Annotated in this window: 17 protein-coding genes and 1 tRNA gene; 6 read left to right on the forward strand and 12 right to left on the reverse strand. The window is 62.6% G+C overall.

The genetic code is table 11. The features are described from left to right. Positions 1-12: 12 nt before the first annotated feature. The 4 genes from ACW4LP_RS05280 to ACW4LP_RS05295 are packed head-to-tail and all read right to left on the reverse strand — an operon-like array spanning position 13 to position 5,449. Positions 13-2,796, reverse strand: coding sequence for an FtsW/RodA/SpoVE family cell cycle protein (locus ACW4LP_RS05280; RefSeq protein ID WP_451917847.1), 2,784 nt, complete (start codon positions 2,794-2,796; stop codon positions 13-15). Next, a complete protein-coding gene (locus ACW4LP_RS05285; protein WP_455803548.1) occupies positions 2,793-4,130 on the reverse strand; it encodes a Stp1/IreP family PP2C-type Ser/Thr phosphatase in 1,338 nt (445 codons plus the stop codon). The genes ACW4LP_RS05280 and ACW4LP_RS05285 overlap by 4 nt, the downstream gene beginning before the upstream one ends. Then, entirely contained in the window at positions 4,130-4,543 is a 414-nt protein-coding gene (locus ACW4LP_RS05290; RefSeq protein ID WP_022741684.1) for an FHA domain-containing protein, read from the reverse strand. The genes ACW4LP_RS05285 and ACW4LP_RS05290 overlap by 1 nt, the downstream gene beginning before the upstream one ends. 36 nt (positions 4,544-4,579) lie before the next feature. Beyond that, positions 4,580-5,449 carry an FhaA domain-containing protein gene (locus ACW4LP_RS05295; protein WP_455803549.1) on the reverse strand — a complete coding sequence of 290 codons (870 nt, stop codon included), beginning with the start codon at positions 5,447-5,449 and terminating at the stop codon, positions 4,580-4,582. Between the two features lie 263 nt (positions 5,450-5,712). Between ACW4LP_RS05295 and ACW4LP_RS05300 the strand changes: the two genes are divergently transcribed. The 4 genes from ACW4LP_RS05300 (at position 5,713) to ACW4LP_RS05315 (ending at position 9,954) form a co-directional block, all read left to right on the forward strand. Next, positions 5,713-7,365 (forward strand): ABC1 kinase family protein, encoded by a 1,653-nt coding sequence (locus ACW4LP_RS05300; RefSeq protein ID WP_114538920.1) that lies wholly within the window; start codon positions 5,713-5,715, stop codon positions 7,363-7,365. Between the two features lie 199 nt (positions 7,366-7,564). After that, complete coding sequence (locus ACW4LP_RS05305; protein ID WP_022741676.1) at positions 7,565-8,035, forward strand: universal stress protein; 471 nt, start codon at positions 7,565-7,567, stop codon at positions 8,033-8,035. A gap of 10 nt (positions 8,036-8,045) precedes the next feature. Further along, positions 8,046-9,221, forward strand: coding sequence for a hypothetical protein (locus ACW4LP_RS05310; protein ID WP_181815511.1), 1,176 nt, complete (start codon positions 8,046-8,048; stop codon positions 9,219-9,221). Positions 9,222-9,270: 49 nt separating this feature from the next. Continuing rightward, positions 9,271-9,954 carry a PspA/IM30 family protein gene (locus ACW4LP_RS05315; protein ID WP_022741669.1) on the forward strand — a complete coding sequence of 228 codons (684 nt, stop codon included), beginning with the start codon at positions 9,271-9,273 and terminating at the stop codon, positions 9,952-9,954. 84 nt (positions 9,955-10,038) lie between these two features. Here ACW4LP_RS05315 and ACW4LP_RS05320 read toward each other — a convergent pair whose 3' ends face one another. The 3 genes from ACW4LP_RS05320 to ACW4LP_RS05330 all read right to left on the reverse strand — a co-directional run bounded on the left by ACW4LP_RS05320 (position 10,039) and on the right by ACW4LP_RS05330 (position 12,640). Continuing rightward, entirely contained in the window at positions 10,039-10,773 is a 735-nt protein-coding gene (locus ACW4LP_RS05320; RefSeq protein WP_114548486.1) for an amino acid ABC transporter ATP-binding protein, read from the reverse strand. 59 nt (positions 10,774-10,832) lie between these two features. Next, positions 10,833-11,657, reverse strand: a complete 825-nt coding sequence (locus ACW4LP_RS05325; protein ID WP_455803550.1) for an amino acid ABC transporter permease — start codon at positions 11,655-11,657, stop codon at positions 10,833-10,835. 95 nt (positions 11,658-11,752) lie between these two features. Beyond that, the gene (locus tag ACW4LP_RS05330) at positions 11,753-12,640 is read right to left on the reverse strand and encodes a transporter substrate-binding domain-containing protein (RefSeq protein WP_114548484.1); all 888 of its coding nucleotides are present in this window, start codon (positions 12,638-12,640) and stop codon (positions 11,753-11,755) included. A 549-nt stretch (positions 12,641-13,189) separates the two neighbouring features. On the opposite strand from ACW4LP_RS05330, the gene ACW4LP_RS05335 reads away from it, so the two are divergent. Next, the gene (locus ACW4LP_RS05335) at positions 13,190-13,477 is read left to right on the forward strand and encodes a hypothetical protein (RefSeq protein ID WP_117283613.1); all 288 of its coding nucleotides are present in this window, start codon (positions 13,190-13,192) and stop codon (positions 13,475-13,477) included. Positions 13,478-13,580: 103 nt separating this feature from the next. Here the strand turns inward: ACW4LP_RS05335 and ACW4LP_RS05340 are convergent, their stop codons facing one another. From ACW4LP_RS05340 to ACW4LP_RS05360, 5 genes are all read right to left on the reverse strand, one after another. After that, on the reverse strand, positions 13,581-14,894 hold the full coding sequence (locus ACW4LP_RS05340) for a hypothetical protein (protein WP_161128201.1): 1,314 nt from the start codon (positions 14,892-14,894) through the stop codon (positions 13,581-13,583). Positions 14,895-15,579: 685 nt separating this feature from the next. Next, complete coding sequence (locus tag ACW4LP_RS05345; RefSeq protein WP_117283610.1) at positions 15,580-16,323, reverse strand: Fic family protein; 744 nt, start codon at positions 16,321-16,323, stop codon at positions 15,580-15,582. Between the two features lie 69 nt (positions 16,324-16,392). After that, positions 16,393-16,479, reverse strand: a tRNA-Leu gene (locus ACW4LP_RS05350). 85 nt (positions 16,480-16,564) lie between these two features. Next, on the reverse strand, positions 16,565-16,795 hold the full coding sequence (locus tag ACW4LP_RS05355; protein ID WP_161128202.1) for a hypothetical protein: 231 nt from the start codon (positions 16,793-16,795) through the stop codon (positions 16,565-16,567). 173 nt (positions 16,796-16,968) lie between these two features. After that, entirely contained in the window at positions 16,969-18,072 is a 1,104-nt protein-coding gene (locus tag ACW4LP_RS05360) for an AAA family ATPase (RefSeq protein ID WP_161128203.1), read from the reverse strand. 271 nt (positions 18,073-18,343) lie between these two features. Between ACW4LP_RS05360 and purE the strand changes: the two genes are divergently transcribed. After that, positions 18,344-18,805, forward strand: coding sequence for a 5-(carboxyamino)imidazole ribonucleotide mutase (gene purE, locus ACW4LP_RS05365; protein WP_161128204.1), 462 nt, complete (start codon positions 18,344-18,346; stop codon positions 18,803-18,805). The last annotated feature ends 206 nt before the right edge of the window (positions 18,806-19,011 follow it).

Below are 19,011 nucleotides of genomic sequence, written 5' to 3' on the forward strand. Positions count from 1 at the left end.
CTTGCCATTGTACTACAGCGCCCCCGTCACTTCGAGAGCCGTTTCCAGAACGTCGTGGGCGGCGCTGGCGCCAGCCCCCGATTCGCCCTTCTCGATGACGACGGCCACCACGACCTTGGGGTCAGCAGCGGGGGCCATTCCCACGAACCAGCTGTCGTCGCTGCCGTCACCGCGCTCGTGGGTGCCGGTCTTGCCGGCCACGGCCACATCGTCCAGGGCCGCCTTGCCGCCGGTTCCTTCGGTGACGACGCCCTTCATGATGTCGATCTCGGCGGCGGCGGTGTCGGCATCCATGGCCTGCTTCAGCTTCACGGGAATGGGCGAGAAGCTGCGCTCGCCGTTGGCGTTGTAGATGCCGTCGACCAGGTAGGGCTGCATGATGGCTCCCTCGTTGGCGATGGCGGCGCCCACCAGCGCCATCTGCAGCACGGTGGCCTGGGGTCCGGCGGGGCTCTCGTGCTCGCCCACGGGCTCGCCGCAGGCGGCCCAGGCGGTTTCCCAGGTGGTCATTTCCTCGGGGTCGGGCATGAGGGACGTGGCCAGGGGCAAATCGAAGGGGATGTCTTCGTTGAAGCCGAAGCTGCACGCCATCTGCACGAGCAAATCGCTGCCGAGCTGCACGCCCACCTGGCCGAACACGGTGTTCGACGAGTACCACATGGCCTGCTCCAGGGTGATCTTGCCGTAGGAGCGCTTCTTCACGTTGGTCACGGGCGCGTTGCCGATGTCCATCTCGCCGGGGGAGTCGTAGGTGGTGTCCGCCGTGGCGATGTGATCCTGCAGCGCGGCGGCCAGGGTCACCATCTTGAAGGTGGAGCCGGGCGCGTACAGTGCCTGGGTGGCGCGGTTGAACAGCTCGGAGGAATCGCTGCCGCCGTCCGCGGCGGCGGTGAGCAGCTCCTCGTAGTTGGCGGCGTCGAAGGTGGGGGAGGAGGCCAGAGCGTACACGGCGCCGGTCTCGGGGTTCAGGGCCACCACGGCGCCTACCTGGCCGGCCAGCGCGTCTTGCGCCGCCTGCTGGATGCGGGAATCGATGGAAAGCACGACGTCGTTGCCCTTGGTCTGGATGCCCGCGAGCGAGTTCACCACATCGGTAAAGCTGGCGAAGTTCTGCTCGCCGCGCAGGGTGTCGTTGTAGGCGGCCTCGATGCCGGCGGTGCCGAAGCGCTCGGAGGTGTAGCCCACGATGTGCGCCGCCAGCTCGCCGGCGGGGTATTCGCGCTTGTAGGAGCCGTCCTCTTGGCGCACCGATGTGGCGAGCACCGTCCCGTCGGCAGTGGAGATGGTGCCCCGCTCCATGCGGGCCTCTTTCGCGATGGTGTGGTTGTTCGACGGCATGCTCTGGTATTCCGGCGCCTTGATGACCATGAGGTAGGTGAGGTTGGCCACGAGCACTGCGAACAGCACCGAGAAGACGATCATGGTGCCGGTGAGTCGCTTGCCCAACGCCACGCGTCCCAGCACGGCGTCCGACCCGTGGGCGCCGATGGCCCCGGTCTGGCGCATTTCGGAATCGACGCCGGTGCCCTCGTCGCCGCAGCGCAGCAGGCAGCCGACGATGATGAAGCTGGCGATGAGTGAGGAGCCGCCCTGGCTGATGAAGGGCAGCGTGATGCCGGTCAGGGGAATGAGGCGCGTGACGCCGCCGACGATGATAAACGCCTGCAGCACGATGATGGAGGTGAGGCCCACGGCAGTGAACGAGCTGACGTCGGATTTTGCTCGGGCCGCCGTGACGATGCCGCGAATGGCGAAGCACAGATACAAAAGCAGCACGCCGGCCGCGCCGAGCAGGCCCGTCTCCTCGGCGATGACGGGGAAGATGAAGTCGCTCTCGGCGACGGGGATGCCGCCCTCGGCTACGGGCTGACCGCCCATGCCCCGCCCGATGCCGGTGCCGAACAGGTCGCCGTCGGCGATGGAATAGAGGCTCTGCACTAGCTGGAAGCCGCCGCCCTGAGCCTCGGCGAAGGGATCCTGCCAGATGGCGACGCGGGTCTGCACGTGGCCCATCATGCCGTAAAGGGCCACGGCCGCAATGGCCGCAAGCCCAATGGAGACCACCAGGTAGAGCTTCTTCCCCGTGGCCACGTACAGCATGATGACGAACACGGAGAACAGCACGAGCGCGAGGCCGAGGTCCTTCTCCAACACGACGACGATGAAGGCGAGCGCCCACATGACGATGAGCGGGAGCAGGGTGGCGAGGCTCGGCAGCCACAGCGGCCCCACCTTCCACGTGAATACCGAGAGCATCTCGCGGTTGGCGGCCAGGTAGGCGGCGATGAAGAACACGATGAGGATCTTGGCCAGCTCGCCGGGCTGGAAGCTGAAGCTGCCGAAGCGCAGCCACAGTTGGCCGCCGCCGGACTCGTAGCCGATGACCGGCAGCATGGGCGAGAGCAACAGCAAGATGCCCACGATCATAAGCGTGTACTTGTAGTTGGCGAGCTTGTCCAGATTGCGCACCACGGCCAGGGTGGCGATCATGGCCGCCACGCCGATGAACAGCCAGAGTAGCTGGTTCACGGCCAAGTCGGGCACGATGCGGGTAACGAAGGCGATGCCGATGCCCGACAGAGCGAACGAGATAGGCAGGATGGCCGGGTCGGCCGCAGGCGCGAGCAGGCGCACGGCAATGTGAGCCACGAGGAATGCGGCGAAGATGCCGAGCGGCACGCCCAGGGTGTTGAAGGACAGCTCCTGGCCGCCGGTGACCACCATCATGGCGAAGAGCACGATGACGATGGGCGAGGCGATGAGCAGGAGCATCAGCTCTATGTTGCGCCGGGTCATCGGTTGGTTCCTCCCGAGGTGCCGCCTTGTGCGTCGCGGCTCGTGCCAGCGCCTGTGTTGCCGGAGCTCGTGTCGCTCGTGCCGGAGCCAGCGCCCGATGAAGGCGACGCACTTTGCGAGCCGCCCGTCGCGCCTTGTGCGTCCGTGCCGCCCTGGGTGCCCCCGGCCGTGCTGCCGCCGGCACCTTTCGCGCCCTTTGCGGGCTCTTCCGGCTTGTTGGCCTCGGCCGCTGCCCGGGCCGCCTCCTCTTCAGCGGCACGGCGGTCGGCGATCTCCTTCTCATACTCGGCGACGAGGCTGTTGGCGGCTTCCAAAGAATCCACCTTGATGCCCTCCTCGCGCAGGCGATTGGCGGTGCCCGGCTGCAAGTCATCCAGGGCCACATCGGTCACGCGATCGAGATGGTTGAATGACAACCCGAAGATGTCGCCGGGAACGCCCTGGTACACGGCGACTTTCCCATCCTGGGCCACCAAATAGGCGGCGTTGGACGCCAGGTAGTTGAACCCGTAGGCGCATCCGGCGATGATGGCCACCAGCAAAAGCGCCAGCATGATGGCCGTCGCGCGGCTCTTGCGCGTCAGCTTGCGGCGGTGCTGCTCGGCCAGACCCGTGACGTCCACGACGATGACGGTGACGTTGTCGTAGCCGCCTCGGCCCACCGCCTCGTTCACCAGCTGAGCGGCGCAGCGCTGAGGCTCGCTGTGGTTGGCGAGGATCTTGGCGATTTGGTCATCTTCCAGCATGGTGGAAAGGCCATCGGAGCACAGAAGCAGGCGGTCGCCGGCTTCCACGGTGATTTCGAACAAGTCGGGCTGGGTGCGCGGGTCGCTGCCCAAAGCGCGGGTGATGACCGAGCGCTGGGGATGCACCCGGGCCTCGGCCTCGGTAATTTGCCCGGCCTCGATAAGGTCGGCCACAAGCGAGTGGTCGCGGGTGAGCTGCTGCATCTGCCCCTTGTGCAGGAGATAGGCCCGCGAGTCGCCCACCTGGGCGATGACGAGCTTATCCTTCTCCAGTATGGCGGCGGTGCAGGTACAGCCCATGCCGGCACGTCCGACGCCTTCGCGGGCCGCGCGGATGATGGCGAGGTTCGCCTCTTCCACGGCCTGGCCGAGCGCCGAGGCATCGGGGTGTGCCGGTGCGCGGTCGCAGATGACGTCCACGGCGATTTCGGACGCCACTTCCCCGGCGGCGTGGCCGCCCATGCCGTCGCACACCACGTACAGCGGCGGGGCGACGGCCAGCGAGTCCTCGTTGTGCTCGCGCACGCAGCCGACATCGGTGCGACTGCCGAAAGTTGCGCCGCTCTTCTTGCGCTTTGCCCGGGCCATTATTGGTTCCTCACGCGGATGTCGACGTCGCCGATGGTAACGAGATCCTTGTTGCGCAGGGCTACCGGGTCATGGACGGGGCGTCCGTTCACGGCGGTGCCGTTCTTCGAACCCAAATCTTCCACGAAGAGGTTCTGGCCCATCAGCTGGAAGCGGGCATGACGGCCGGACACGTAGCCGGCGCCGATGACGATGTCGGCCCCGGGCGAGCGGCCCACGATGACGGGCCCGTGCACGGCGATGGAGACGCCGCGCAGCTCTTTGGGGCCGCGTTCCACCGACACCGTCCAGCCGCGTTCCTTCTTGCGGGAACCTTTGACCATGCCGATGCCGGTGCGCATGATGGCGAACAGAAACAAATAGAGCAGCGCCACGAACAACAGGCGCGCGATGAGCAGAACGAGATCGATCACCGATAGCCTCCTTTGGCTCGCTAAGGTGCGGGCGGGCTAGATGAGCTGGAACTCGAGGTTGGTGGTGCCCACGATGATGCGGTCGGCGTCGTGCAACGCGGTGGATTTGATCTGGCGTCCGTTCACGAAGGTGCCGTTGGTGGAGCCGAGGTCGGTGAGAATCCAGGCGCCGGACTCGTCCTGGCGGATTTCCGCGTGTACGCGCGAGACGTTGATGTCGGGGATGACGATGTCGTTCTTCGACTCGCGCCCGATGGTCTCGGCCTGGCCGGGCAGCGTGAAGGCGCGGTCGTTGGTGATGTCGTAGATATAAGCTTGGCGCGGCTCGTCGTCCTCGTAGTAGTCGTCTTCCACGTACTCGTCGACGGGAGCGGCCTGGTAGTCGTAGCCGCCGGCGGGTGCGGGTGCTGGCGCCGGAGCGGGAGCGGGCTGCTGGTAGCCGTAGCCCGCTTGCGGGGCGGCCGCGCGGGCCGGACCGCCGCCGGGACGGATGCCGTAGCGGGCGTACTCTTCCTGACGCAGCTGCTCAACCAGCGGGGAGGCCACCATCTCGGCGATGACGTCGAACTTGCCGTGGCGCAAATCATCGTCGACGATGAAGCGCACAAGGGGCTGGCCGTCCATGACGAGGCCCTGCTCGGCGGCTTTGGCGGAAAGGTAGGTTTCGGTCTCGCCAGCCAGGGTGGGGTAGTAGCCCAGAAGGCGGCGGTCATCGTCGGCGTTGACGAGCACGGTATAAAGCGTGGGAGCGTACTGCTTGCCTGCGCCGACCATCTTCTCGCGGCGCATCTGCTTCTCGGCCTTCTTGGCAATCTGCACGGGAGACAGCGGGGCCGCGCCCATGCGATCGGCGGCGCCTTCCACGGCGTCTTCCATCTTGCCCTCGAATTTTGAGAGGAGTCCCATGTGCTTCTCCTTGTTCTTGCGTGTTTAAGCTGCGTTCTTCTTGCGTGGTTGCGCTGCGCTTTCGGTGCAGCGTTCAGTAGCACAGCAGCTTATTTTGCCATAAAACCTATGCACGCACCTCATCGACCAACCATTTTACTTAATTGCCACAGTGACAATTTTGTTCGATTGGCCGGGAAACAGCTTGATGCCAGGTGAATTGATGAGGAGATCGCTTCTCATTTCGCACGATACCATGGGCTTTCCAGAAAGGAGGAGCGCCCATGGCCACGTTCGAGGAGTTCATGAAGGTCGCCGAGATTTCCATCAAGGACAAGACCTCTCACAAGCGCATGAACGAGATTGTGCGCATCATGCGGCAGTACAAGGTGCTTCACGGGCTTACCCCCGAGCAGGCCGTGGAAGTACTGCAGGCGCTCGGCCCCACGTACGTGAAAATCGGCCAGCTGGCCTCGAACCGTTCCGATCTTCTGCCCAAGGCCTACTGCGACGCCTTCGAAAAACTGCGCGATGACGCGAATCCGATGCCGTTCGATGTGGTGATCGAGCAGATCGACCGCGCATACGGGAAGTCGTGGCACGAGGTGTTCGCCTCCATCGATCCGGTGCCTTTGGGTGCGGCCTCCATTGCTCAGGTGCACAAGGCGACGCTGCTCGACGGCACAACGGTGGCGGTAAAGGTGCGCCGGCCGGGTGTGGCCGAATCCATGGCCGAGGACATCATGCTCATGAAGCACTTGCTGGCCTTGGGCGAGTTCGCTTCCAATTCCCATCGCGACATCCTGCTGTCGCTCGAGGGCTTCATCGAGGAAATCGAGCGCACGACGGCCAGTGAGGTGGATTTCACCTCCGAGCTGCACAACCTCATGCGCTTCCACGACGAGCTGGCCGACGAAGAGGGGGTCACGTCCCCGGTGGCCTACCCGCAGTACTCGTGCGAGTCGGTGCTCGTCATGGAGTTCGTCCAGGGCACGGAAATTTCCCACACGCAAGCGTTGCGCGAGCAGGGGATCGACGTGAGCGCGCTGGCGCGACGCGTGTGCCAAAGCTACGTGACCCAGGTGCTCGACGACGGGTTCTTCCACGCCGACCCGCATCCCGGCAACATTCTTGTGCGCGATGGGGAAGTGGTGTGGATCGATTTGGGCATGGTGGGCACGCTGACGGTGTCGGAGCGCATGCTCGTGGGCAAGGTGTTCACGGCCGTGGCCACCGACAACGCCTACTTGCTGAAGGAGGCGGTGATGGGCCTCGTGCACGTGCTGGGGCCGGTGGACCACGGGGCGCTGCTGGAGGCGCTCTCGCGGCTGCTCGCCGAGTACAGCACGGCCGAGATGAAGGAGATCAACGTGGGCACCGTGCTCACCGAGGTCATCGAGGTGCTGCGCGGCCAGAACATGATGATGACCTCGTCGGTAACGATGCTCGCGCGCGGGTTCGTGACCATCGAGGGGGTCATTGCCCAGGTCGCGCCCGACATCAGCGTCATCGAGATCGTGTCGAAGCACGTCATCGCCCAGCAGGCCGACCCGAAGTTTTTGGCGACGCAGCTGATCGATCTCGCCACGACGAGCGCCGCTTCGGCCGAGGCCTTGGCGAAGCTGCCGACCCAGCTGTCGAACACGTTGGAGATGCTCGACCGCGGGCAGATCAAGGTGAACGGCGACATCGAGGTGTCCTCGCGCATCCTTGCCACCGCCTACGCCTCGGTGGGTCGCATATCGTTGGCGCTGCTGTCGGCGGGGCTGTTCCTGGGGTCGTCTATCCTGTGCACCACGGCTATGCAGCCGCAACTGCTCGGCGTGCCCCTGCTCGGCGTGCTGGGCTATGTCGGCGCCTTCGTGCTGGGTGCCTACACGGTGTTCCACATCCTGGTCTCCCGCCATCGCCTTCTCAACAACGAGGAGCCGCGGTAGGGGTGTGTAACGTCGTGTCTACAGGTGGGCGGCGGCGGGGAAACGGAAAAGGACCGTGGTAAAATGGCAGTTGTTCATTAGGATGAGCCACAAGGTAAGCATTTTCCGGCGATGCTAGAGCATGCGAGCTGCTTTCGGTGGCCGAGCTGTGGTTCGTAGGCGTCGTCGCTTGAAGTGCCGCGAGGGTAAGGAGGCCCCCATGTACAAGAAGATTCTCGTTCCCTACGATAAGTCCGATCCGGCGAAGAACGCCCTGGGGGCTGCGCTCGATCTGGCGGCCGGTGTGCCCGGCGCCCAGATCACCGTGCTGTCGGTGGTCGACTGGCACGACTTCAACGCCGAGACGTTCAAGATTGCCTCGCGCATGTCCGGCGTCATGGGCGACACCATGGATATGGATGTGATCTCCGAAGTGGAGAACGAGGCCATCAAGGCCGACATGGACGCCATTGCCGAGAACATCGCGCCTTTGGTGGGCGACGCCGAGGGCATCGGTATTGCCGTGGTGAACGGCTCGCCGCACGATTCCATCACGGCCTATGCCGACGAGGGCGGTTACGACTGCATCGTCATGGGCCATCGCGGTCTGGGTGCCGTGCGTGGGATGCTCGGCAGCGTGTGCTACTCCGTGCTGCACAAGACCAACGTGCCCGTGCTCATTGTGAAATAGGTTCGAGGCCATGGGACGATCAGGCGGAGGCGGCGGCTTCTCGGGAGGCGGCGGCTTCGGCGGAGGCTTTGGAAGTAGCGGCGGCGGATTCGGTGGCGGGTTTTCCGGCGGCTCGGGATCGGGCGGTCGCTCGGCTGGCCACGGCGGCTCTGGTTTCGGCGGCGGGTACCATGGCGGTGGCTACTACGGCGGAGGCTTCGGGGGCGGCAGCTTCTGGGGCGGTTTCCTCGGTGGCCTGATGGGTTCAAGCCGAGGAGGCGGTGGCTCGATGCCGCCGCAGATGCCCCAGCAGCCGAGCGGCCCGCAGCAGCCCGGATCGGGCGGCGGCCCGGGTGGCCCCGGCGGCCCGAATGCGCCGCAGCCTGGTTCGCCTCAGGGCAAGTCCTCCAACAGCGGATGCGGCACGGTGTTCGTCATCGTGGCCGCCGTGTTGCTGGCGCTGCTCCTCGTGGTGGCCCTGGGCGGCGGTGGCTGCTCGGGCGCGAACGTGCCCGCATCTACCGTGGAGCGCACGGCCCTTCCTGCCGGTTCCGTAAACGAGACGGGCTACTTCACCGACGAGGATGGCGACTGGATTCACGATCCGGCGAAGCTCGAGCGCGGTCTGCGCCATTTCTACGAGGAAACGGGCGTGCAGCCCTACGTGTACATCTTGCCGAACGGATCGGTGCGCTCCTACCAGGAGCTGCAGTCCATTGCCCAGGAAAAGTACGACGAGCTGTTCACCGACCAGGCGCATTTCGTCCTTGTGTTTTGCGACGATGGCAACGGGCGCTTCAACGCCGCCTACTGGGCCGGTGCGATGACGGGATCGGTGCTCGACGATGAGGCCATCAACATCTTCAAAGCATACCTCAGCCAGAACTACGACGACATGAGCCTGTCGGAAGAGGAGATCTTCTCCGACGCCTTTGCCGACACGGCCGACCGTATCATGACGGTGACGCCTTCGCCGCTGCCGATCATCGCGGTGTGCGCGGCAGTGATAATAGTGGCCGTCGTCGTGTTCCTCATCGTGCGCAACCGCCGTTTGGCGAAGCAGCGCGAGGCGGAGCGCATGCAGGAGATTCTGAACACGCCGTTGGAGTCGCTGGCCGACGCCGAGCTGGCGGATTTGGAAAAGAAGTACGCGCAGGCAGGCGCTTCGGACGCGCCGCCGGTGCAGCCGACGAAGACGCGGCCCTAGGCGGCGCTGCGGTATTCAACCCGGCCCTCGGGCCAGATAGGAGACTGACATGGGAATCCTCGATCGCTTCACCTCCATCGTGAAGGCGAATATCAACGAGCTTCTGGATAAGGCCGAAGATCCCGAGAAGATGGTCGACCAGTACCTGCGCGAGATGACCGAGTCGCTCGCCGAGGTGCGCGAGGCCACCGCTGGCGTCATGGCCGAGGAGAAGCGCTGCAAGAAGCTCCTCGACGAGAATCGCGAGGAAACGGAGAAGTACGAGGAGCTGGCTCGCAAGGCGCTCGCCGCCGGCAACGAGGCCGACGCCCGCGTGTTCCTCGCGAAGAAGCAGGAGCTGGCGGGGCGCGCCGAGGGCCTTACGGTGGCCTACGAGGGTGCGAAGGCCAACGCCGACAAGATGCGCCAAATGCACGACAAGCTTGTGGCCGACATCGAGGAGCTGAACGCGCGGAAGGCCACCATCAAGGCGAAGGCCGCCGTGGCGAAAACGCAGTCCAAGGTGAACGAGATGACTTCGGCCGGCGATCGTGCCGAGGGTGCCCGCAGCGCTTTTGACCGCATGGAGGCCAAGGCTGACGAGATGCTCGACCGCGCCAATGCCGTGGCTGAGCTGTCCGAGAAGCCGGCCGATCCCACCGAGGAGCTCGCGAAGAAGTACGCCGCCGCCGGCGCCGAAGCCGCCGTCGACGACGACCTGGCCCGCCTGAAGAAGGAGATGGGCCTGGAGTAGGGCTTGCCTTCGCTCCGCAAAGCGTCAGTTCCAAGCAAACATATCTTTCGCACCGACTGAGAGGCGATCCGTGGGTCGCCTCTTTTACATGCTCCATTCCAGAAGGCGGCTGAGGAAGCGGGTGAGTTCGGGGGTTTCGGGGTGGTCGAAGAGGCGGGCGGCGTCGCCGTATTCCAGAAGGCGGCCGTCGTAGAGGAAGGCGACGTGGTCGCAGGCGTGGCGGGCGAAGCCCATCTCGTGGGTGACGATGATGAAGCGCGTGCCGGCTTCGGCGAGGTTGCGCACGACGTCGAGCACTTCCGTGGTGAATTCCGGATCCAGGGCGCTTGTGGGCTCGTCCAGCAGAAGAAGGCGCGGGCGGGCGGCGAGCGCACGGGCGATGGCGACGCGCTGCTTTTGGCCGCCGGACAGCTGGGCTGGCCGCTTGGCCAGGGAGTCTTCCAAACCGAGGCGCGCGAGTAGCTCGCGGGCGCGATCGTCGGCCTCGTCGGAGCTGGCGCCATGAACCATCCGCAAGGGAAGCGCCACGTTTTCCAAAGCGGTCATGTGGTGGAACAGGCCACCGTCTTGAAAGACGAAGCCCAAGGTGGCGCGGTAGGCGCGCAAAGACGCCTCGTCGAAGGAGACGGGGCTGCCGTCTACGGCCATGGTGCCGGACGTGGGCGCCTCCAGGCCGCCGATGATGCGCAGCAGCGTGGATTTCCCGCCGCCGGAGGGGCCGATGATGGCGAGCGCCGATACCTCCTCATCGAAGGTGATGTCGCGCAGGACTTCCACGCCGTCGAAGGACTTGCACAAATGATCGAGGCTAATGAGCATGGCGTGCCTCCCGGGCTATAAGGGCCAAGGCGCCCGGCTGACGCAAATGTTTTGCTGCCCTAGTGCGCATAGTCGAGCCTCTTCTCGAAGTGGTGGCTTACCGCCATGATGGGCAGCGTGAGCACCAGATACAGCGCGCCGAGCAGCAGAAACCCGCCGAAGAAGTTGTAGTTCGTGGCGGTGATCTCGCGCATGGTCTGGGTCAGCTCGATGACGGCGATGACCGACAGCAGCGACGAATCCTTGATGATGGAGGCCACCTGTCCCGTAAGCGCGGGCAGCGTGCGCGCCACCAGTTGCGGCGCCACCACGTAGCGCAAGGTTTGGGCGCGGGTGAAGCCGACGGCTCGGGCCGCTTCCATCTGCCCCGCGTCCAGCGACAGCAGGCTGCCGCGCACGATTTCGGCGATGTAGGCACCCGAGAACAGCGACAGGATGATGATGCCGGCGAGCACCCGGTTGTCGATGCCCCAGGCCGTGCCGATGATGTAGTAGAAGAAGTACACCTGCACGATGAGCGGCGTGCCGCGGATGATTTTCACGTAGAAGTCGCACAGATAGCGCAACGGCAGGAAGCGCGCGCCTTGGCCCGCGGCCACGAGCACGCCGAGCACCAGGCTCAGTACGAGGGACGCTGCGGAAATGCCCACGGTCATGCAGAAGCCGTCCCAGATGCGCACGCGGTACTGGGCCACGAAATCGAAGTTCAGCGAGATACCCGCCGCGGCCAGCGATGCCCACACCACGGCGATGACCACCACGCACACGGCCAGGTAGTTCAGGGCCGCCTTCGCCGGGCGCACGGGCGTGCCCGCGGCGGCGGTGAAGGGGCGCATCGTCCGATGTGGGCGACGGGGCGTCGGTGAAGTCGTGGAATGAGGCATCGGCCCCGGTCGCCTCCTTAAGCTTCGGAATCGGAAAGAGCGCCCATGGTAAGTGCTCAGGTTTTCTACGCGTGCGCTTTACAGGGTACTTGAAATTACTCGAAATCGAAGAACCACTTGAAGCCGTACTGGTCGAAGGCCTTCTTTTCGTCCGCGAGGTACTTCTCGGTGAGGCGATCGAACTCGCCGTCGGTTTTCGACTGCGCGATGAAGGCGTTCAGCTGGTCGAGCAGCTCCGTGTTGCCCTTCTTCACGGCGATGCCCCATTCCTCGGCGTCCTGGAAGGGGATGAACACAGCCTCAGTGGTATCGGGGTTCGCCTGGTGGTTGCGGTAAATGGTCAGCTGATCGTACAGGAATCCGTCGGCCTTGCCCTGCACCACTTCAGTCACGCACGCGCTCTCGTCGGCCAGGCGAACGATCTCCGCATTGGTCAGGTTCTTCGTGGCGTACACATCGCCGGTGGAGCCGGTCTTCACGGCCACCTTCTTGCCCGGCTGGTTCAAGTCGTCGATGGAAGCCACGCCGGAATTCGCGTTTGCCAGAATGGCCAGCTGGGCCATGGCGTAGGCGTCGGAGAAGTCCACGGACTGCTTGCGCTCGTCGGTAATGGTCATGGAACTGATAACCAGATCGGCCTTGTCCGATTGCAGCGAGGGAATAAGGCCGTCCCAGGCGGTGTTCTCAATCTGCACATCGTAGCCGTAGGCGGCGCCGAAGTCGCGGATGAAATCGACGGCGAGGCCCTCCGGGTTGCCGGCGTCGTCTTTCGTTTCGAAGGGTGGGTAGGCCAGTTCCATGGCGACGCGCAGAGTCTTGCCGTCGGTGCTGGCGGAGGTGTTGTCGGCATCGGCACTGCTGCTGTCGGTGCCGCCCGACGCGCAGCCGGTCAAACTGCAGGCCAGGGCGAAGGTGCAGGCGATGACGGCGGCAGCAAGGGCCGCCTTCGCGATGGGGAAGCTGCGGGATAGGGAAAGGTTCATCGGTGGTCTCCTCGGGTCTCGGGCGTAGGCTCAGAACCGGATGGGGGTTCCGATTCGTGTTCGGTCAGGATGCTTGCGCGCTCTTGCATGATCACAATGGTACGGCAGCTGGTCGTTGGATTGGCGGGGAAACATGATCTGTTAGCATCGCGATAAGCTCGGTGGATGCTTAGCTCGCGATCGGCTTATGAGTGGTCGTTTCAGGCGAAGAGCTCAAATTCCACGATTGTGCGAGACTAAGATTGGGTTACAATGAAGTTCGGCGCCCCGTCACGTCCGGGCGGCTTCCCAGAAAGGAGCTTCCCATGGACACACAAACTGTCATTGCCCTGTGCGATCTCATGCTTGTGTTTATCGGAATCATCGGGCTTTTCCTGGTGAGGAAGGAGTGACGGACGGTGTTGGCAAAGAAGAAGCCGGGCCCCATGCTAAAGTAGACCCGGCTTAGTCATTAACCAGTGCCGCCCGGCTGAGCGGGGCACCGATCGCTTGCATTATAGCATGGCTCGAGGTATTTGCGCGGAAATCGTTGCGGGAAGGGAGGCGTCCGTGGGCAGCAAGAAGCGGTCGGCGTGGCAGAAGCAGAAGGCGGAGTTCGCCGCATCCCTCGGCGGCATGGACGACCTGTTCGCCAGCGAGAGCGCGCGCAGTCAGCGCCACGAAGAAGAGCGCGCCGCCGCCCGGCGCCACAAGGCCTGCGAGCGCAAGAACCGCTATGCGAGTCGCTACGAGGCCGAGCTCACCGCTGCCGAATGCGCCGAGCACGGCGCCCCGCCCCTGCACGTCTACCGCTGCCCCTACTGCAACGGCTGGCACCTCACTTCGAAGGGGGAGTAGGGCTGCGGGCACCGCCGGGTCTTTCGCAGAGTTTCGCAACTTTCGCAAAGGGGAGAGGGGGGATGCTGCACCGTAATTCCCTTTTTCGGACAGCGTGGCGGGCTTAGCGTTTGGCGCGTCGGTTCATGATGAAGGCGATGGCACCCGCTGCCGCTGCTCCTAAAGCGATGCTCGCAATGATGGCGAGGGGCACGAGATCTCCTGTCTGGGCCAGCTTCTCGCCCTCTTTCAGGCCGGTCTCGTAGACGTTCTTCACGTAGTCGGCGTCGGATTTGCTCACCGGGTTCTCGATCATCTCTTCGGTGATCTCTGTCTTGTCTTGCGCGTCTCCCGATTCGATGAAATCTTTTACCACCTCGTCTTTCACGTCGTCGGGCAGCACGCCTTCGATTTCGTCTTTGTCGAAGGTGGTATCGTTCGGCAGGCTCGGCGTAGCGCTTCCGTCGGTGCTCGGCGTGTCGGCGGGCTTGTCGGCGCTGGAATCATCCGCCGGTTTGTCGGCTCCGGAGCCATCGGCGGGCTGGTCGGCGCTGTTGTCGCCGTTTCCGCTGTCGTCGGGCGGCGTCGTGTCGTCCGGCTGGGTCGCATCGCTTGGCGGCGTTGTGTCGGTGGGCACTTCAATATCGTCGGGCAGATTCGCGGAATCGGGCACGTAAAGCACGTTGATGACGTTGTCGTCGGGGTTGACGCCCACGCGTATCTCGGACGGGTAGGTGTCCACCACGTAGGTGCCGTCGATTTTGTACTCGTAGGCGTCGCCCTTGACGAGCTGGTCGAAGCGCTGGTTGGTGAAGGTCTCCGATCCCATCTTAACGAACTTCACGTCATCGGGCGCCAGTGCGTCCTTCCAGTTGTCGGCGGTCAGATCGGCGTTTTCCATGAGGTAATAGTTCACGGTGTACTCGTTGTTCCACAGCTTGAAGTAGAAGAGGTTGATGACGTTGTCGGAAGGGTTGTCGGTCAGCGTGAGATTTTGCGGCCAGCCGTCCCAGAAGAAATGCCCGGGGATGTCGACCACGTAATTCCACGCATTCAGCGTCTGCCCTACGTGCACGTCGGTGAGCTCGTAGCTGCCTAGCAGCACCCGGCCATTCTCGTCGGGCTCGGTGTCACCGTCGTCGTAGCTGACGTTCTCGTAGTACATGATTGTCGCGGTGGTGGGGATCTCGGCCGCTGTGGTGGGGGTCTCGGCTGCCGCGGTGGGGGCCTCAGCCGCTGTGGCGGGCGTCTCAGCGGCTGCGGTGGGCGTCTCGGTGGCATCCGCCTCTTCCGTGGCGCTCGTTGTTGCCTCGGTGCCCTCGTCGCCGTTCGTTGCGGCCAAGGTGCTGTAGGCGCAGGAGGTGAGAGACGCAGCCAGGCACAAGGCGAGAACGAAAGCCGCGAAGGAGCGAGTGGTTCGTTTTGCGGGAGTGGTCATGGTGGTCTCCTCGTCTCGATGGCAGCATTGTTTTCTGAGCAAAAGCATCGAGGTAAGTGTAGAGGGGCCAAGGAAGCCTTTTCTTTCCATCCGCAACCTGTCATTCGTCTTTCTTTGAGTTGTTGTCTATCGGAAAAATACCGAGAGCTGTTCAGGCTTGGCGCTTCTTATCTTCGCGATAACTGCGATTTCGGAAATAGATGGGAGTTTCGAGCGCGTCTGCGGAAATAGACGGGAGTTTCGAGCATGAAACGGGCTCTGGAGCGCTTAATTCGTTCCGAAAATGCTCGAAACTCCCATCTACTTACCCATTTCGTATGGCCAGCTGCTCGAAACTCCCATCTGTTTCCGAAAAAGGGTGCCGGCTTGGCAAAGGAGTTCGGCAAAGGCGTCATGTCATGGGAAATCGCGCGCGAAAGTTACTCAAGGTCATAGGAGGCGCGCTTTTGGGGGCGGTGACAATTCGCTTCGTCTTTGGCAAGGCCTCCAGTACATAAGGATATATGGGGGTAGGTTCGGCGCGTTCTTTAGGAAGTGGGGAAGGAATACACGTAGCTGCCACCGCGGTGTTATTGGCGAGGAAGGGGCCACGGATGGTGCTGGCAGAGAAGAAGCTGGGCCACCGTCCAAAGTAGTCCCGGCTTAGTCATGTAACCGATGCTGCCCGGTTCGGAGGCGCACCGATTTATAATAAGCGTGCAGCGGTTTCAGGATCGGGAATGAGGGGCGTGACGCCCTTCTCGTCCATCTTGCGGCTGAAGCGTTCTTGGCAGTCGGCCATAATTTCTTTCAGGAACCGACTGTCTCCCGTGGTTTGGGCGACTTCCAGCCAGCTTTTGTAGGGACGCTCCAGAGCCTCGTCCACCACGATGATGTCCACGTCGTTCTCGAGGCATTGCTTCATCATGAGGAAGCGGCCAATGCGGCCGTTGCCGTTTTGGAAGGGATGGATGTGCTCGAAGCGCACGTGGTAGTCGACGATGGCGTCGAAATCCTTGGCGGAGCGCTCCCATTGAGCGAATAGCTCAGGCATCGCACGCGGCAGATCCGAGGGAAGTGCCACTTGCATCGACGAGTTGCGTATGCGGTTCGGGATCACCTTGTAGTGCCCGGTGAACCCAGCCTTGGCGTCGGTGGTCTCGCGGAAGAGCATGTCGTTCAGTGTCCAGAGGAATTCATCGTCCACCGGTCGGCCCAAAGTATCCACCACGTAGTTGAACACATCAACGGAGTTCTTCGTCTCCAGCACATCGTCGATGTCGTGAGAGCCTTCCACGAGACCCTGCTCGACGAGTTTCACGAGCTCTTCTTCTGAGAACGTGGAGCCTTCCAATTTGTTCGAGTGAAAGAGAAACTCCGGCATGATGACTTCGTAGGCCGAGTTGGGAGCGGCTTTCATGAGCTGCATTTGATCGACGTTAATCTTCATCAGGACGTCCCTTCTGCAACTCGCCTGGGGGAACAAAAACGCCCTCCGGAGAGGGCGTTCGTTTCAAAATGGTGCGGGCGAGAGGACTTGAACCTCCATGGGGTTGCCCCCATACGGACCTGAACCGTACGCGTCTGCCAATTCCGCCACGCCCGCAGGTGCTATTTCAGCTTTGCCAAAAGAGCGAAGTTGATAATACCCGACTTGGTGCGCGGGCGCAAGAAGTTTTTTCGGGAATCGCCTATTCTCCGCGCAAGATGGTGTCGGCGGTTTCGGTGAGGGCGGCATCGGTTTCGTCTTGCTGGCGGCGCTCGGCCTTTTCCTCATGGGCAATTTCGTCGCCGATGACGTCATGGAACCCGTGGGTCTCGCGCTCTTCGCGCTCTTTGACCTTGCGAATCTCGTCGCCGATGTGGTTTTTGATGTGCTTCTCCTGCTGCTCTACGTGGTCGCGGTAAGTTTCCGTGCTCATGGGGGCCTCCTTTTCCAAAGTATGGTTGAGCGGGGGTTTGGGCCGTGCGGTTGTTGTTCATTGTGCGGCAGGTAAGGTACTTTTCTTTTTCGCCGCGCTAACCGTCAACGAACTGCAACAGCCCCGAAAGACCACGTCCTCTCCGTGCAGGCGCAGAAGGAGAAGCAATGTGTCTAAAGCATCTCCCTTTTAATGAAGGCGCCAAGGCGTGGCACGATAAAGGCGAGCTCTCCCCGCGCAGGTGAATAAATAACGCCTGCATCTATCAGGCGTCGCCGATAAGACTGCACATGCCCCTGGGAGACGCCGAGCCGTTCTTGCAAATCTGCGACGCGCGAAACGCGATCGTCTTGGGACATTGCTTCCAGAAAGGTCATGTCCGCGCGCGAAAGAGGTCGAAGCATGGCGCCGAGGACGTCGTGGTCGAAGTCGTAGAGCGCTGCATCAATTGCGGATTCGAGCTCATCGGGCTTGACTGGCTCTCCTTCGGGGCAGTATTCCACGAGGTAATAGCCAAGAAGTTGGAGAAGATAGGGAAAGCCTTGGGTCGCTTCGGCGGCCCTGTCTAAAAGAGCATCGTCCAGCGAGCGATTCGCTCGCATGAAGGCAGAATGATAGTAAGCGCGCACCGATGGTATGGACAGAGGGCCTAGCTCGACTTTCGTTGCTCTGTGCAGGAAGGTGAGCGTGGCCTCGTCGAGAACTTCCGAAACAATGGCAGGCAAACCGGCCATAACCACGGCGATATTGGCTCCTTCTCCGGCAAGTTCTTGGTAAGTGGTGGCGAGGAGTCGCATCTCGGGCAGCTCGGGGCGCACTTCATCAATGAGAAGCAGAACGCCCTTTTCCGCTTCGGCCAATCGTTCGCAAATCATCTCAAGTTTTACGCGGAATCCGTAGCTTTCGCGCACTTCGTCAGTAAAGGTGAGTCCGAAAGAAAATCCTAAAGCTCCAGCACTGAAGCCTTTCACCGGCTGCCTTTTCTCCGACACGAAGGGGCTTCCATTGCGCTGCAGAAGGTCGAGAATGTTGTCTAGCATTGAAGGGCCGCAGGTGGTTCGCGCCGTAACGAACTCGTTGGCGTGAGCGCGATCGGCCATTTCCAGCAGGAGCACTGTTTTGCCCATGCCTCGCTGGCCTATCAAGAGCCGTGCTCGCTCGCGACTTCCTGGGTGGCGGGATAGGCCGCGAGCGAAATCCTCGATGACGTTTTCGCGCCCTACTATGCGATCAGGGCGATTTCCAAAAGAGGGGCGAAAGATGGATTGGTCGCTCACGGGTTTCCTCCCTGCGGTCGAAGAGATTATAAGCTTCCGTTATTCTCCGTTAAGTTCCGTTATTCTCCGTTAAATCTCTCGAAAAGGAGAAGGCCGTTTGCTGGAAACGGAATATCCAGCCTATCGAGTTATGCGAGCGTGTCGCTATAATAGTTGCGATGAGAAGCGCAAAGCGATAAGGCGCAACGGTGCGACAACGCAGGGTGCAAAAAGCATGACGCTGTGAGCGAGACGGTCTGGCGTGCGAGCCAGTATAGGAAAGGACGCGAACATGAGCGAGGCAACGCCGGTAGTCGGCATCATTATGGGATCGGAATCGGACATGCCGGCCATGGAGCCGTGTATGGCCCAGTTAGACGCCATGGGCGTGCCCTACGAGGTGAAGGTGGCGAGCGCCCACCGCAAGCCGGCCGTGGTGCACGAGTGGGCGGAAGCGGCTCACGACCGCGGCATCAAGGTCATCATCGCCGCAGCGGGTAAGGCGGCGCACCTGGGTGGGGTCGTGGCTGCCTTTACGCCGCTGCCGGTTATCGCCGTGCCCATGAAGACGAGCGACTTGGGTGGCCTGGACTCACTGCTTTCCATGGTGCAGATGCCCTCGGGCGTGCCGGTGGCTTGCGTGGCCATCAACGGCGCGAAGAACGCCGCCATCCTTGCTGTGCAGATGATGGGCACGAATGACGAAGTCATGCTGCAGAAGGTGGCCGACCTGAAGGCAGAGATGGCGTCCTAGGCGTTCTCGTCTTGTAATGGGTGCGGTCTGCGCCACGCAATTTGCTCGACGGTTTGCGTGGCAGAGGCGCCCTTGTTCGTGGTTGCAGGCGATTCGGTCTCCGATTTTTTCCCAAAAATTGCGTTTGTTAGCATCCGCAGTGGAGCCGCGGGAAATCTGAGGGGCGAAAATGACGTCAATGAGGGCAAATGGTTCAATTTCGGGGC

The sequence above is a fragment of the Adlercreutzia sp. CNCM I-6215 genome (genome assembly GCF_977072315.1).

Bases quoted from the DNA above. Each gene is read 5' to 3' on its own strand.
- ACW4LP_RS05280 (WP_451917847.1), bottom strand. From the start codon at position 2,796: ATGACCCGGCGCAACATAGAGCTGATGCTCCTGCTCATCGCCTCGCCC.
- ACW4LP_RS05285 (WP_455803548.1), bottom strand. From the start codon at position 4,130: ATGGCCCGGGCAAAGCGCAAGAAGAGCGGCGCAACTTTCGGCAGTCGC.
- ACW4LP_RS05295 (WP_455803549.1), bottom strand. From the start codon at position 5,449: ATGGGACTCCTCTCAAAATTCGAGGGCAAGATGGAAGACGCCGTGGAA.
- ACW4LP_RS05300 (WP_114538920.1), top strand. From the start codon at position 5,713: ATGGCCACGTTCGAGGAGTTCATGAAGGTCGCCGAGATTTCCATCAAG.
- ACW4LP_RS05305 (WP_022741676.1), top strand. From the start codon at position 7,565: ATGTACAAGAAGATTCTCGTTCCCTACGATAAGTCCGATCCGGCGAAG.
- ACW4LP_RS05310 (WP_181815511.1), top strand. From the start codon at position 8,046: ATGGGACGATCAGGCGGAGGCGGCGGCTTCTCGGGAGGCGGCGGCTTC.
- ACW4LP_RS05315 (WP_022741669.1), top strand. From the start codon at position 9,271: ATGGGAATCCTCGATCGCTTCACCTCCATCGTGAAGGCGAATATCAAC.
- ACW4LP_RS05320 (WP_114548486.1), bottom strand. From the start codon at position 10,773: ATGCTCATTAGCCTCGATCATTTGTGCAAGTCCTTCGACGGCGTGGAA.
- ACW4LP_RS05325 (WP_455803550.1), bottom strand. From the start codon at position 11,657: ATGCCTCATTCCACGACTTCACCGACGCCCCGTCGCCCACATCGGACG.
- ACW4LP_RS05330 (WP_114548484.1), bottom strand. From the start codon at position 12,640: ATGAACCTTTCCCTATCCCGCAGCTTCCCCATCGCGAAGGCGGCCCTT.
- ACW4LP_RS05340 (WP_161128201.1), bottom strand. From the start codon at position 14,894: ATGACCACTCCCGCAAAACGAACCACTCGCTCCTTCGCGGCTTTCGTT.
- ACW4LP_RS05345 (WP_117283610.1), bottom strand. From the start codon at position 16,323: ATGAAGATTAACGTCGATCAAATGCAGCTCATGAAAGCCGCTCCCAAC.
- ACW4LP_RS05355 (WP_161128202.1), bottom strand. From the start codon at position 16,795: ATGAGCACGGAAACTTACCGCGACCACGTAGAGCAGCAGGAGAAGCAC.
- purE (WP_161128204.1), top strand. From the start codon at position 18,344: ATGAGCGAGGCAACGCCGGTAGTCGGCATCATTATGGGATCGGAATCG.